The 13,730-nt window shown below is 71.2% G+C and carries 8 protein-coding genes; 2 read left to right on the top strand and 6 right to left on the bottom strand.

Annotation, left to right across the window (positions count from 1 at the left end; genetic code table 11):
- Positions 1-41: 41 nt before the first annotated feature.
- Complete coding sequence (locus OG828_RS31495) at positions 42-668, bottom strand: GNAT family N-acetyltransferase (RefSeq protein WP_328504973.1); 627 nt, start codon at positions 666-668, stop codon at positions 42-44.
- A 246-nt stretch (positions 669-914) separates the two neighbouring features.
- Between OG828_RS31495 and OG828_RS31490 the strand changes: the two genes are divergently transcribed.
- Positions 915-3,674 (top strand): AAA family ATPase, encoded by a 2,760-nt coding sequence (locus tag OG828_RS31490; RefSeq protein WP_328503038.1) that lies wholly within the window; start codon positions 915-917, stop codon positions 3,672-3,674.
- Positions 3,675-3,678: 4 nt separating this feature from the next.
- On the opposite strand, the gene OG828_RS31485 is transcribed toward OG828_RS31490, so the two are convergent.
- A complete protein-coding gene (locus tag OG828_RS31485; RefSeq protein ID WP_328440481.1) occupies positions 3,679-4,077 on the bottom strand; it encodes a hypothetical protein in 399 nt (132 codons plus the stop codon).
- 76 nt (positions 4,078-4,153) lie between these two features.
- Positions 4,154-5,419, bottom strand: a complete 1,266-nt coding sequence (gene aroA, locus OG828_RS31480) for a 3-phosphoshikimate 1-carboxyvinyltransferase (protein ID WP_328503037.1) — start codon at positions 5,417-5,419, stop codon at positions 4,154-4,156.
- A gap of 453 nt (positions 5,420-5,872) precedes the next feature.
- Here aroA and OG828_RS31475 point away from each other — a divergent pair, with 453 nt between their 5' ends.
- Complete coding sequence (locus OG828_RS31475) at positions 5,873-7,663, top strand: glycoside hydrolase family 3 protein (RefSeq protein ID WP_328503036.1); 1,791 nt, start codon at positions 5,873-5,875, stop codon at positions 7,661-7,663.
- A 65-nt stretch (positions 7,664-7,728) separates the two neighbouring features.
- On the opposite strand, the gene OG828_RS31470 is transcribed toward OG828_RS31475, so the two are convergent.
- The 3 genes from OG828_RS31470 to OG828_RS31460 form a co-directional block, all read right to left on the bottom strand.
- Complete coding sequence (locus OG828_RS31470; protein WP_328503035.1) at positions 7,729-9,162, bottom strand: S28 family serine protease; 1,434 nt, start codon at positions 9,160-9,162, stop codon at positions 7,729-7,731.
- A 123-nt stretch (positions 9,163-9,285) separates the two neighbouring features.
- On the bottom strand, positions 9,286-9,681 hold the full coding sequence (locus tag OG828_RS31465) for a hypothetical protein (RefSeq protein ID WP_443060205.1): 396 nt from the start codon (positions 9,679-9,681) through the stop codon (positions 9,286-9,288).
- Between the two features lie 227 nt (positions 9,682-9,908).
- The gene (locus OG828_RS31460) at positions 9,909-13,631 is read right to left on the bottom strand and encodes an ABC transporter ATP-binding protein (protein ID WP_328503034.1); all 3,723 of its coding nucleotides are present in this window, start codon (positions 13,629-13,631) and stop codon (positions 9,909-9,911) included.
- Positions 13,632-13,730: the final 99 nt, after the last annotated feature.

Below are 13,730 nucleotides of genomic sequence, written 5' to 3'. Positions count from 1 at the left end.
TGTGACCGTCGGGGCCGCCCGCGGTAACCGCTCAACTCCGTTCAGCGGGCCAACGCCTTGGCCAGCCGACCCTCCAACCGTGCCTTGCACTCCGGCCACTCCTCCGCCGTGATCGAGTAGATCGCGGAGTCGCGCAAGCGGCCATCCTCACCCGGCGCCCATGAGCGGGACCAGTTGCGCAGGACGCCCTCGAAGTGGGCGCCGGTCGCAGCGATCGCGGCGCGGGAGCGGCTGTTGCGGGCGTCGGTTTTCAGGTCCAGCCGGGACACGTTCCACTCCTCGAAGGCATGCCGGAAGAGGAGGAACTTGGCCTCCGTGTTCACGCCCGTGCCCTGGGCCGACGCCGCCAGCCAGGTGAAGCCGACCTCGATGGCGTCCAGGCGGTCGTCGGAGAGCCAGGAGCGTGGCTCCCAGTACGACGTCGTACCGAGCGCGCGTCCCGAGGTGACCGACACCTGGGCGTACGGTGCCAGGAGGCCCGTCGCCGCTCGGGCCAGCTGCGCGTCGATGTACGCGCCGACCTCGTCCGCCCTCGGCACCCACGTGAAATCGTACGAACCCCGGTCCTCCTCCGCCGCCACCGCCAAGTCGGCCGCGTGGCCGTGGTCCAGCGGTTCCAGGCGCACGTGGGCACCCTCCAGGACCGGCCCCTCCAGCTTGAAGCCCAACTCCCCACGCTCCTTCGCGAATCCGCCAACGGTCATTGAAGATCTAGGGGAAGTCTCCCGTGCGCAACCAAATCCGTCGAAGGAGTTTCCCGGCGGAACCGGGTGACGTACGCCTGCTGCCCGACCCTGTCCTCCATGTCCCGGTACATCGGATTGGTCCAGGTGGCCCCTATCGCAGTGCTCCCCCGTGCGCGAGGGTGACAGGGGCGACGGGGCCCGCGGGGGGAAGTGGGGGGAGTGGGCGGTATGGGGGATCAGGGCGAGCCGTTCGTCGGGCGGGGCAGTCATCTCCTGGCTCTGGACGGGCAGTTGGCGCATGTCGTCGCCGGGGCGTCCCGGATCGTGTTGGTCGACGGGCCCGCCGGGATCGGGAAGACCGCGCTGATCGGGCGCTTCGTCGCCGGGCATCCGGACGCCGCGGTGCTGAAGGCATGCGGGGAGGAGAACGAGACCGGGCTTCCGCTCGGGCTGCTCGACCAGTTGCTCTCCCCTGCCGCGCACGACGAGCACGGCGAGCAGGTTCTCCCCCGGGCGCCGGCTGCCGACGCGCCGACCGCCGGCGCGCGGCTGCTCGACGTACTCGGTGAACTCCAGACCCGTACCGCCAGGCCGTTGATTCTCGTCGTGGACGATGCGCACTGGGCGGACTTCTCGTCGCTCCAGGCGCTGGCCTTCGCCCTGCGCCGGCTGCGCGCGGACCGAGTCCTCACGGTCGTCGTCGTGCGGGAGGCCGATGATCCGGCGCTGCCCGAGGGGCTGCGGCGGCTGCTCGCCGGGGAGGGGACGCTGCGGCTGTCGCTGACCGGGCTGAGCGCGGGTGAGGTCGGTGAGCTCGCGGCTGCCCGCAGCGGTGCGCTGCCGCCGACCGCCGTCGTACGGCTGCTGGACCACACCGACGGCAACCCGCTGCACGTGAAGGCGCTGCTCGAACAGGTGCCCCCGGCCCGCCTGATGTCGACGGCCTTCCCGCTGCCCGCGCCGCTGGAGTACGCCCGGCTGATCGAGCAGCGGCTGGTGGACTGCACCGCCGAGGCACAGGCCCTGGCCGCCGCCGCGAGCGTGCTCGGCATGTCCTGCCCGCTGCACCGGGCCGCCCGGCTCGCGGAGCTGAAGGATCCGCTGCCCGCCCTCGAGGAGGCGGTCGGTGCCGGGCTGCTCGACGAGACGCCGGAGCCGGGCGGCCCCCGCGTGTCCTTTCCCCATCCCATGCTGCGCGCCACCGTCTACCGGAGGCTCGGACCCGTACTGCGGCACGCGCTGCACCGGGCCGCCGCCGGGCAGGCGGACTCGGCGTACGGCCGTCTCCAGCACCTGGTGCATGCCGCGCAGGGCCCGGACGACACCTTGGCCGGACAGCTCGCGGACGCCGCCCACACCGAGGCCGCCGCCCGGCGCTGGGGCAGCGCCGCCCCGCTGCTGCGCGACGCCGCCCGGCTGGCCCGTACGGAGCGGGACCGTGAGCGGTACGGCGTCGAGGCGATCGAGGCGCTGCTGTGGGAGGGCCTGCGGGACGAGGCGCAGGCCGTGTTCGACGAGTTGCCGGGGGACACCGCCTCGACAGCGCACCGGTACGCGCGGGCCATGCTGCTGCCGTTCGACGGCGATCTCAAGCAGGGCGAGCCCTTGCTGCGTGAGGCCTGGAACAACTGCGACCCCACGGCTGACCCGGAGCTGGCCTCGTACATCGCCGGAATGCTCAGCTTCATGACGCTGTCCCTCAACCAGGGTCTGGACGCCGCCGAATGGGCCGGACGGTCCCTGCGGCTGTCCGCGCGGCGGGCCTCCAGCACCATGCTGCGCTACGTCCGGATGACCGGTTACGGCCTCAGCGGTGACATCGAGCGCGGGCTCGCCGTGGCCGAGGAGCTGCCGGACCCCTCGCTCGTCACCGCCGCCGACGTGGATCTGCTCTGCGGACGCGGTCTGCTGCGGCTGTGGTCGGGCGAACTGGCGGACGCAGAAAGGGACTTACGGGAAGCGGTGTTCATCTGCCGGGACGGGCCGATGATGCTGCGGATCATCGCGATGTTCCAGCTGGGCCTCACGCAGTACGCGCTGGGCGCCTGGGAGGAAGCCGTACGGCTCCTGGACTCCGCCGCGTCCCTCACCGACGACACCGGCAACGAGCTGCACCCGACGGTGCACTCGGCGGCCGCGTGGGTGCTCGCCGCCCACGGGGATTACGACCGCGCCGAGTGGCATCTGAGTCAGGTGCCCGGCATCCCGGTCGTGCCGGGGACCGTCATGACCGAGTCCCGGCGCGCACGCGCCGTTCTCGCACTCCTGCGGGGCCGGCCGGACACCGCCGCGGCCGAACTGCTGCCGCTCCTGGAAGCGGGCGCCGCCGAGGGACTGTGCGAGCCGATGTCCACACCGTGGCGCGATCTGCTGGCCGAGGCGCTCATCGGGCTCGGACGTCTCGACGAGGCGGACCACGCGCTGACCGTCTTCGAGGCGCTGGCCACCGCTCGTGGACACGCGGCAGCCCTGGCCACCGGCTGCCGGATCCGGGGCGAGCTGTTCGCGGCCCGGCACGAGCCCGGGGCCGCCGAGGAGATGTTCGGTACCGGGCTCGCGCACGCCGCCCGGGGCACCGCACCCTACGAACGGGCCCGGCTCAAGCTCGCGTTGGGCGAACTGCTGCGCCGTACCGGTCGTAGGACCGCCGCCGCGCACGCGTTACAGGCCGCGCACGAGACCCTGACAGGACTGGGCGCGCTTCCCCTCCTGGAGCGCTGCGCCCGCGAACTCGCCGCCTGCGGATCGGCCCGCGCGGCCGGGTGTCCCCCGTCGTCACCCGACCGCGGCCCTGTACTGACCCCGCAGGAACTGGCCGTCGCCCGGCTCGCCGCCTCCGGTCTCACCAACCGCCAAGTCGCCCGGGAACTGCTGCTCAGCGTGAAGACGGTCGAGTACCACCTGGGCCATGCCTACACGAAGCTCGGCATCTCCTCCCGGGTCGGGCTGGTGACGAGACTCCCGCCCGGCCCGGTCGGCACCCGATGACGCGTCAGCGCTGGATGAGGAAGCGCGGGCTGGTCGCGAAGCTCGCGTCCGGGTCCTGCAGCCCCATGTACACGGAGGCGTAGACCTCGCACTGGTGCCCCTTGTGCTTGTTCAGCTCGGCGGCGGTGATGCCGAACACGAACACGCTCTGCTGCTTGTCCCAGGGGGCCTGGCTGAGCAGCCCGCTGACGTTGGCCGTCGTCGTCGGGATGTTCGTGCCGCTGACGAGGTCCTTGACGGTGACCTCGACCTCGTAGGGCGCCCCGATCCGGAAGATGGCGTCCCCCGCCTCGACCTCCACCGCGACCTCGGCCGTCTCCTTGGGGTTCAGGGTCGGGTCGGCGCTCGGGCTGGTCGTGTTCCGGGCGAACACCCGGACGATCTCAACGTCGTTCGGTCCCACAGTGACCATCTCCCTCATGGGGAAGCGTGCCGCCCGGCCCCCTGCCAGGCTTGCTCCGCATCCCTCGCCGGAGACATTAGGGACGGTACGGACCACCGCGCCTCGGGGTACGCCTCGGGGAGAACCCCAGGGCAAACGCCTCGTGGAACCCGGGGAACGTCTTCCGTACACACCCAGGGTCGTCGAACGCGATCCCCGGCACCCGCAACCCCGTCACCGCGAAGGACATGACGATGCGGTGGTCGCCGTACGACTTGATCTCCGCGCCCGACATATCCGGCCCCGGCTGAATCCCGATCCAGTCCGGCCCCGTCTCGACCTCCACCCCCAACCGCCGCAGATTCTCCGCGCAGGCCTCCAGCCGGTCGCACTCCTTCACCCGCGTGTTCGCCACGTCCTCGATCCGCACCGGACCGGAGGCGAACGGGGCGATCGCCGCCAAGGTCGGCATGGTGTCCGAGATGTCCCGCATGTTGACCGTCAGGCCCCGGAGTTCGCCGGTCCCCCTGACCGTCGTGCTCTCCGCACCGACCGTCACCTGTGCGCCCATCCGGCCCAGTACGTCCACGAAGTCGAGGTCGCCCTGGAGGGCCCCGGCGCCCAGCCCGGGGACCGTCACCTCGCCGCCCGTGACGGCCGCCGCAGCGAAGAAGTAGCTCGCGGTCGAGGCGTCCGGTTCGATCGCGTAGGTCGTGGCCCGGTAGCCGCCCGGCGGGACCACGAAGACGTCGCCGTCCCGCCCGACCTCCACGCCGAACGCCCGCATCATCGCGAGGGTGATCTCCACGTACGGCGCCGAGACCAGGTCCGTGACCTTGATCCGCAGGCCCTTGCGGGTGAGCGGGCCGAGCAGCAGCAAGGCCGTCAGGTACTGCGAGGACTGGCCGGCGTCCAACGTCACGTCGCCGCCCTCGACTCCCGACGCCCGGACGGTCAGAGGGTGATGGCCCTCCGTCTCCTCGTGCCGGAGGTCGACGCCCAGGTCGCGCAGGGCGCGGGACAGGGGCAGCAGGGGGCGGCGGCGCATCTGTGCGGAGGCGTCGAAGCGGTAGGTCCCGCGCCCGGTCGCCGCCAGGGTCGGCAGAAAGCGGGCCGTCGTCGCGCCGTCGCGGCAGTACACGTCCGCCGCGGTCACGGAAGGTCCCTCGGGGCGGCCGTCGATCTGCCAGGTGTCCGGGGTCCGGCCCACGCGGTAGCCGAGGCGGGCCAGGCCCTCGGCGAAGCCTTCGGTGTCGTCGGAGCGGAGCGGGCGGACGAGGGTGGTGACCCCGTCGGCGGCCGCCGCCAGGAAGAGGGCGCGGGCGGTGATGGACTTGGAACCGGGGATGTCGACAACAGCCATGCCCCATGGTCCCCCGGCCCCCGCCTCCCCTGTCGTCACGTCCACGGGATGGACCACGGAACGTCGCCCGGTGGTCACCGGGAACCCGGCCACACCCCCGCTCGTCCAACCCGCAAGCTGTCGGAGAGTCACCGTGGTGCGGTGTCGGCCTCGCTGCTGGCTGCGAACGCTGACGTCCCCTCTCCGCCGTGCCGCGGCCGGCAGCATGCCGCCGTCGGCGCGCCCCCCTCCCATAGCGCCGATGGCGGCGCCACCGCTTCGCTGGATAGGCAGATCATTTGTCCGCGGGCCCGGTGGGGGCTGGTCGCGCCCGCGCGGCGGAGCCGCATATCGATACGGCCCCGCGCCCCTATGGGGCGCTTAGCGTGCGGTCCCTTGACTGGCAATAACTTCCCGGATATTGGTGACTCCTCGGAAGTTTCCTTCAGCGGATCACCTCCGGAAGGAGCGCACGTGCCCTCCAGACGCACCGTTCTGGCCGCCACCGCAGGCGTCGCCGCCACTCTCGCGGTGGGCGGACCCGCCTACGCGGACGACAAGAAGCTCCGCTCTCTCATCTCCCGTATGACGCTGCCCGAGAAGGTCGGGCAGCTCTTCGTCATGCGGGTCTACGGCCACTCCGCCACCGCCCCCGACCAGGCCGACATCGACGCCAACATCAAGGAGATCGGCGTCCGCAACGCCGCCGAGCTCATCGCCGAGTACCGCGTCGGCGGCATCATCTACTTCACCTGGGCCCACAACACACGTGATCCCCAGCAGATCGCCGACCTGTCCAACGGCATCCAGCGCGCCTCGCTGCGGCAGCCGCGCGGGCTGCCCGTCCTCGTCTCCACCGACCAGGAGCACGGGATAGTGTGCCGAGTCGGCGAGCCCGCCACCCTCTTCCCGGGCGCCATGGCCATCGGCGCGGGCGGGTCGCGCACCGACGCACGGTCCCTCGGCCGTATCGCCGGGCAGGAGCTGCGCGCCATCGGCATCCGGCAGAACTACTCCCCCGTCGCCGACGTCAACGTCAACCCCGCCAACCCGGTCATCGGCGTCCGCTCCTTCGGTTCCGAACCCGACGCGGTGGCCGGTCTGGTGGCCGCCGAGCTCACCGGGTACCAGCGGTCGGGCGTCGCGGCGACCGCCAAGCACTTCCCGGGGCACGGGGACACCACCGTCGACAGCCACACCGGCTTCCCCGTCATCACGCACAGCCGGGAGGAATGGGAAGAGCTGGACGCCGGGCCTTTCCGGGCCGCGATCCGCGCGGGCATCGACTCGATCATGACCGCGCACATCCAGTTCCCGGCCCTCGACGACTCCGGCGACCCGGCCACCCTCTCCCGCCCGATCCTCACCGGCATCCTGCGGGAGGAACTCGGCTATGACGGGGTCGTGGTGACCGACTCCCTCGGGATGGAAGGGGTGCGCACCAAGTACGGCGACGACCGCGTGCCGGTGCTCGCGCTCAAGGCCGGTGTGGACCAGCTCCTCAACCCGCCGAAGCTGGACGTCGCGTGGAACGCCGTCATCCAGGCCGTGGAGGACGGGGAACTCACCGAGGCACGGCTCGACGAGTCGGTGCTGCGCATCCTGCGGCTGAAGGCGAAGCTCGGACTGTTCGACGCGCCCTACGCCAGCCCGGGCGGCGTCGACCGGAACGTCGGCACCCCGGCCCATCTCGCCGCCGCCGACCGCATCGCCGAGCGGACGACCACCCTCCTCGTCAACGAGGGCGGGCTGCTGCCGCTGTCCGCCGGCGAGCACCCCAGGCTCCTCGTCGTCGGCGCCGACCCCGCCTCCCCGTCCGGCACCACCGGACCGCCCACCGCCGTCCTCGCCGCCGCCCTCACCGAACTCGGCTTCACGGCCACGAGGTTGTCGACCGGTACGGCGCCCACCTCGGCGGCCATAAGCGCCGCCGTCGCCGCGGCGGGCGAGGCGGACGCCGTCGTGGTCGGGACGTACAACGTGACGGCGAGCAGCACCCAGAAGACCCTGGTCCAGGAGCTGCTGGCGACCGGGAAGCCGGTGGTTGCGGTCGCCACCCGCAATCCCTACGACGTGGCCCAACTCCCCGACATCCAGGCCTGCTTGGCGTCGTACTCCTGGACGGACGTCGAGCTGCGCGCCGCGGCCCGGGTGATCGCCGGGCGGGTGCGGCCGCGCGGGAAGCTGCCGGTGCCGGTGCAGCGGGCCGACGATCCGGCGCGGGTGCTGTATCCGGTCGGGCATGGGCTGTCGTACCGGACGTAGCACACATACGTCATGCGCCCGGCCGCTGAGTCAACGGCCGGGCGCATCTCCGCGTTCCTCGTGCGTTACGGATGCAAGGCCGGCTCGCGCTCGATGTCGCGCTTGTCCAGCTTGCGGTCGAACTTGGCCAGCGGCTTGGCGACCTCGGGGTTCGACTGGACGGCGCTGGACGCGACGCCCGCCCACTGCAGGATCCGTGCCGTCGCCAGGGACTTCTCGTCGGGGACGAGGCCCGCGACGTTGGCGCCGTGGTTGAGGCCCGGCGCGGTGAAGACGTAACTGTCACGCGCCTTCTTGCCGAGGTGGAACGGCTCGGCGCCCCACGGGTCGTTCTCGCCGTAGACGAAGAGCATCTGCCGCGCGTTGTGGCGGACCCAGCTGTCGACGTCCTTCATGACGTACGGCTGGAACTTCATCGGGATCGACCGCGGCACGAAGTTGCGCGGCGGCAGGTAGCCGTAGCGGATGTACTTCTTCTCGATGTGCGGGAAGACGATCGTCGGAGCGCCCAGCTGGGTGCCCGCCTGGTAGAAGTACGGCGTGTACGGCTCCAGGCCCTGGTCCGTGTAGAAGGAGAACCCGGCGATGGTGTCGAGCGTGTTCCAGATGGCGTCGTCGCTGGCGTTCTTGGCGTCCGCCGGGATGGTGTCGCAGTCGGACAGCAGGCTGTACTGCCAGAAGCCCCAGACGTAGTCGAGGACGGTGGCCTCGTAGGCCTTGTCGAGGCTGCCGATGGTGTTGAAGGTGTAGCCGTTGTCGGCCGCGTAGGCCTCGTACCGCTTCTCCATCGGCTCCCGGCGTACCAGCGCCTCGCGCTGCACGCCGTTCAGCCGGTCGCGGCACTCCTTGGTACCGACGGTGGCGAAGAACTCGTCGTAGGCGGAGTCCTCCTTGTTCACCACATCGTTGGGGGCGACGTAGGCGACGACGCCGTCCATGTCGCGCGGGTAGAAGCGCTCGTAGTACGTGGCGGTCATGCCGCCCTTTGAGCCGCCCGTGGAGAGCCACTTCCGGTCGTAGATCGGCTTGAGCGCCTTGAAGATGCGGTGCTGGTCGCTGGCGGCCTGCCAGATGTCCAGCTTGGTCCAGTCGGCCGGGTCGGGCCGGGACGGGGTGAAGAAGCGGTACTCCATGGAGATCTGGTTGCCGTCCACGATCTGGGTCGGCTCGCTGCGGCGGGGCGTGGTGGAGACGTTGTAGCCGCTGGTGAAGAAGACCGTCGGGCGGGCCTCGTCCTTGTGCAGCACGGTGATGCGCTGCTGGAACGTGCCCTTGGACGGGCGCCGGTGGTCGACCGGCTGGGTGTAGTTGAGGACGAAGAAGCGATAGCCGGTGTACGGCTTCTCCTCGACCAGGCTCATGCCCGGAACCGAGAGCAGCTTCTCCTTGATGTCAGTGGTGGCGGTGGCCTCCGGCTCGGCGGCGGTGGCCGCTCCCGCCGTACTCAGCGTGCCTATGAGCACGGTGAGCGCCAGCAACCATCTGAGCGCCTTGCGCATGCACCCTCCCGGTGAATACAGATGTGCGCCGGAAGCTAGCGGAGCAAGTCACCTGAGCACCAGGGGAGATGACGGACGATCGGGAAAACCCTGTAGAAAACCTGTGGATCGGCAACCTGTGGATCAGTACCGGATCCAGCCGGTGCCGACCGAGCCCCCGCCGACCGCGCCCTTCACGCGCACGGTGCGGTGGCCCATGTAGACCAGCGGCGTGCTGATACGGCGGACGCGCTTGTCCGTGAAGGCGACCGGGCGATGACCGCGCACCTGCACGCTGACTTTCATCGTCCGCACGGGGCCGGGGTTCTTGGCGAGCGTGACGGCACAGATCTCACGGCCCTGCTTGTAGACGCGCACGATGCCGGTCGAGAACGTGAGTGTCCTGACCTTGCGGCCGGCGCAGGGCTTGGCGGCCGCGTGCGCCTCGGCGGGTGCCGCCAGCCCGAGCAGCCCGGAGGTGGTGAGCACGGCAATGCCGAGCGCCAGCCCCCGGCGTATCGCACCACGGTCCACAGTCATCCCTCCCGTACCCCGTCCAAGAGCGTACGGGTGTACGGACGCAGGACGTACGTCGGATGGTTGCGCGGCCCTCAGCGCGACGCGCCGACCGGCTCTGAACCTCCCGACGTCGCCCTCGCACCGCTCGGCCCTGGCGGGCCTCCCGGGCTTCGGACGACTGGCCGGACTCCGTCCGGCGGCTGACGTGACCGTCGACCGACGGCCCCGCTCGGCAGGCCGACGACCCGTCAGGCCACCACGGCCGTGTCCTCCCCCACGAACGTCCGCCACAGCTCCGCGTACTGCCCACCCCTTGCGAGGAGTTCCTCGTGGGTGCCGTCCTCGGCGACGCGGCCGTCGGACATGACGACCACGCGGTCCGCGCGGGCCGCGGTGGTCAGGCGGTGGGCGACGACGAGGGTGGTACGGCGGCCTGCCAAGCGGTCGGTGGCCTGGTTCACCAGGGCCTCGGAGGCCAGGTCCAGGGCGGCCGTCGCCTCGTCGAGGAGGAGGATGTCCGGGTCGACCAGCTCGGCGCGGGCCAGCGCGATCAGCTGCCGTTGGCCCGCGGAGAGGTTGCGGCCGCGCTCGGCGACCTCGTGGAGGTAGCCGCCCTCCAGCGTGGCGATCATGTCGTGCGCGCCGACCGCCCGGGCCGCCGCCTCCACTTCGGCGTCGGTGGCGTCGGGGCGGCCGTAGGCGATGGCGTCGCGGACGGTGCCCTGGAAGAGGTACGCCTCCTGCGGGACGACGCCCAGCCGGTGCCGGTACGACGTGAGGTCGAGGGCGCGCAGGTCGGTGCCGTCGACGGTGACGCGGCCACCGGTGGGGTCGTAGAAGCGGGCCACCAGCTTGACGAGGGTCGACTTGCCGGCGCCGGTCTCGCCGACGAAGGCGACGGTCTGCCCGGCGGGGATGGCGAGGTTGATCCCGGTGAGGGCCTCCTCCTCGCCGCCGTAGGCGAAGTGCACGTCCTCGAAGGCGACTTCGCCGCGCAGCGAGAGCACGTCGAGCGGCTCGTCGGCGCTCTTCGTCGACGTCGGCTCCTGGAGCAGCTCCTGGATGCGGCCCAGCGAGACCGTCGCCTGCTGGTAGCCGTCGAAGACCTGGGAAAGCTGCTGGACAGGGGCGAAGAACAGGTCGATGTAGAGGAGGTACGCCACCAGCGCGCCCGTGGTGAGCGTGCCGTTGTCGACCCGCCCGGCACCCACGATCAGCACGGCGGCCGCGGCGACCGACGACAGCAGCTGCACGCCGGGGAAGTACACCGAGATCAGCCACTGACCCCGGATACGGGCCTGACGGTAACTGTCGCTCCGCTCCGCGAAGCGCCGCCCGCCGTCCCGCTCACGCCGGAACGCCTGCACGATCCGCAGCCCGGACACCGACTCCTGGAGGTCGCCGTTGACCACCGACACGCGTTCCCGGGCCAGTTCGTACGCCTTCACGCTCGCCCGGCGGAAGAAGACCGTGGCGAGGATCAGCGGCGGGAGGGTGGCGAAGACGAGCAGCGCCAGCTGTACGTCGATCACCAGCAGGGCGACCATGATGCCGAAGAACGTGACGACCGAGACGAACGCCGTGACCAGGCCGGTCTGGAGGAACGTCGACAAGGCGTCGACGTCCGTCGTCATCCTCGTCATGATCCGGCCGGTCAACTCACGCTCGTAGTAGTCGAGTCCGAGCCGCTGGAGCTGGGCGAAGATCTTCAGGCGCAGGGAGTACAGCACGCGCTCGCCGGTGCGCCCGGTCATCCGGGTCTCGCCGACCTGCGCCGCCCACTGGATCACGACGGTGAGCAGCCCGAGCAGCGCGGCCGCCCAGACCGCGCCGAGGGCCATCTCCGAGACACCGCTGTCGATGCCGTGCCGGATCAGGACGGGCAGGAGGAGCCCCATACCCGCGTCCACGGCGACGAGGGAGAGGCTGACGAGGAGGGGCAGGCCGAAGCCGCGCAGCAGCCTGCGCAGTCCGTAGCTCTCCTCGGCTCGCACGGCGCGTGCCTCGTCGATCTCCGGGGTGTCGGTCGCCGGGGGCAACGCGTCCACCTGGGCGAGGAGTTCGGGGGTGGCCGGGGTGCCGTCCATCGCGAGGTCGCGCGGGGTGCGCTCGCCCGCCCACAGCCGGGGCGTGATGCCGCGCTCGGCATCGAACTCGGCGTCCAGCTCGTCCCGTACGGAGGTGTCCTCCTGCGGACAGGCGGGCTGGGCGTGGCCGGGCGAGACGCCGCCGAGTTCGTCCGGGTCGGTGAGGAGCCGGCGGTAGAGAGCCGACCGCTGCTGGAGTTCGTCATGGGTGCCGATGTCGGCAAGGCGCCCGTTCTCGAGGACGGCGATGCGGTCGGCGAGGTTGAGGGTGGAGCGGCGGTGGGCGATGAGGAGGGTGGTCCGGCCCTCCATGACGTGCTTCAGGGCCTCGTGGATCTCGTGCTCGACGCGGGCGTCCACGGCGGAGGTGGCGTCGTCGAGGACGAGCAGCCGCGGGTCGGTGAGGATCGCGCGGGCGAGGGCGACGCGCTGGCGCTGGCCGCCGGAGAGGGTGAGGCCGTGCTCGCCGACCTTGGTGTCGTAGCCGTCGGGGAGGTCCCTGATGAAGCGGTCCGCCTGGGCGGCGCGGGCGGCGGCCTCGATCTCGTAGTCCGTCGCGTCGGGACGGCCGTACGCGATGTTGCTGCGGACCGTGTCCGAGAAGAGGAAGGAGTCCTCGGGGACCAGCCCGATCGCGGCCCTCAGCGAGTCGAGGGTCAGCTCGCGGACATCGTGGCCGCCGATGAGGACGGCGCCGTGGGTGACGTCGTAGAACCGGGGCAGCAGCAGCGAGACCGTCGACTTGCCGGAGCCGGAGGAGCCGACGACGGCGAGGGTCTCGCCGGGGTGGATCTCGAAGCTCAGCCCGTCGAGAACAGGAGTGGTTTTGCCCAGGGCACCCTCGTAGCCGAAGGAGACGTCGTCGAACTCGACGGTGGCGGGCGCGTCGGCGGGCAGCGTCTTGTGGCCGTCCTCGAGCGCCGGCTCGGTGTCGATCAGTTCCAGGACGCGTTCCGTGCCGGCGCGGGCCTGCTGGCCGACGGTGAGGACCATGGCGAGCATGCGGACCGGGCCGACGAGCTGGGCGAGGTAGGTGGAGAAGGCGACGAACGTGCCGAGCGTGATGTGCCCGCGGACCGCGAGCCAGCCGCCGAGCGCGAGCATCGCGACCTGGCCGAGGGCGGGGACGGCCTGGAGGGCGGGGGTGTACTTCGAGTTGAACCGGATCGTGCGCAGCCGCCCCGCGAAGAGCCTGCGGCCGACCTCCCGCAGCTTCCCGGTCTCCTGGTCCTCCTGCCCGAACCCCTTCACCACGCGTACGCCGCTGACGGCGCCGTCGACGACGCCCGCGACGGCCGCCGCCTGGGCCTGGGCGTACCAGGTCGCAGGGTGCAGCTTGGTGCGGCTGCGCTTGGCGATGAACCAGATCGCGGGCGCGACCGCGAGGGCGACCAGCGTGAGCGGGAGCGACAGCCACGCCATGATGACCAGGGAGATCAGGAAGAGCATGAAGTTCCCGATGGTCATCGGGAGCATGAAGAGCAGGCCCTGGATCAGCTGGAGGTCGCTGGTCGCCCGGCCGACGACCTGACCGGTGGACAGCTCGTCCTGCCGGCGGCCGTCGAGGCGGGTGATCGTGCCGTACATCTCGGTCCGCAGGTCGTGCTGGACGTCGAGGGCGAGACGGCCGCCGTAGTAGCGGCGGATGTAGGTGAGGACGTAGACGAGGAGTGCGGCGCCGATGAGGGCGCCCGCCCAGACCGCCATGGACCGGCTGTGACCGACGATCACGTCATCGATGATCACCTTGGTGATCAGCGGGGCCAGCGCCATGACGGCCATGCCGACGAGCGAGGCGCCGAGGGCCAGGACGACGTCCTTGGGGTAACGCCAGGCGTACGCCCACAGCCTTCGCGCCCAGCCTTGCCCCTGCCGCGCTGCCACGTCGGTGCCTCCCCGTTCTGTTGGATCTACGGAAGGCACCAACGCCGCGGCGAGCGGATTTCATCCCTCCGGTGTGGCTTCGGGTGCGGCGCCGTGGGG

Origin of the sequence: Streptomyces sp. NBC_00457 (assembly GCF_036014015.1) — a bacterium.
Taxonomy (GTDB): domain Bacteria; phylum Actinomycetota; class Actinomycetes; order Streptomycetales; family Streptomycetaceae; genus Streptomyces.
This window is presented reverse-complemented; position numbering and strand designations above follow the sequence as displayed.

Coding starts and splice junctions, on each gene's coding strand:
- OG828_RS31465 (WP_443060205.1), bottom strand. CDS start 9,681: ATGACTGTGGACCGTGGTGCGATACGCCGGGGGCTGGCGCTCGGCATT.
- OG828_RS31470 (WP_328503035.1), bottom strand. CDS start 9,162: ATGCGCAAGGCGCTCAGATGGTTGCTGGCGCTCACCGTGCTCATAGGC.
- OG828_RS31490 (WP_328503038.1), top strand. CDS start 915: ATGGGGGATCAGGGCGAGCCGTTCGTCGGGCGGGGCAGTCATCTCCTG.
- aroA (WP_328503037.1), bottom strand. CDS start 5,419: ATGGCTGTTGTCGACATCCCCGGTTCCAAGTCCATCACCGCCCGCGCC.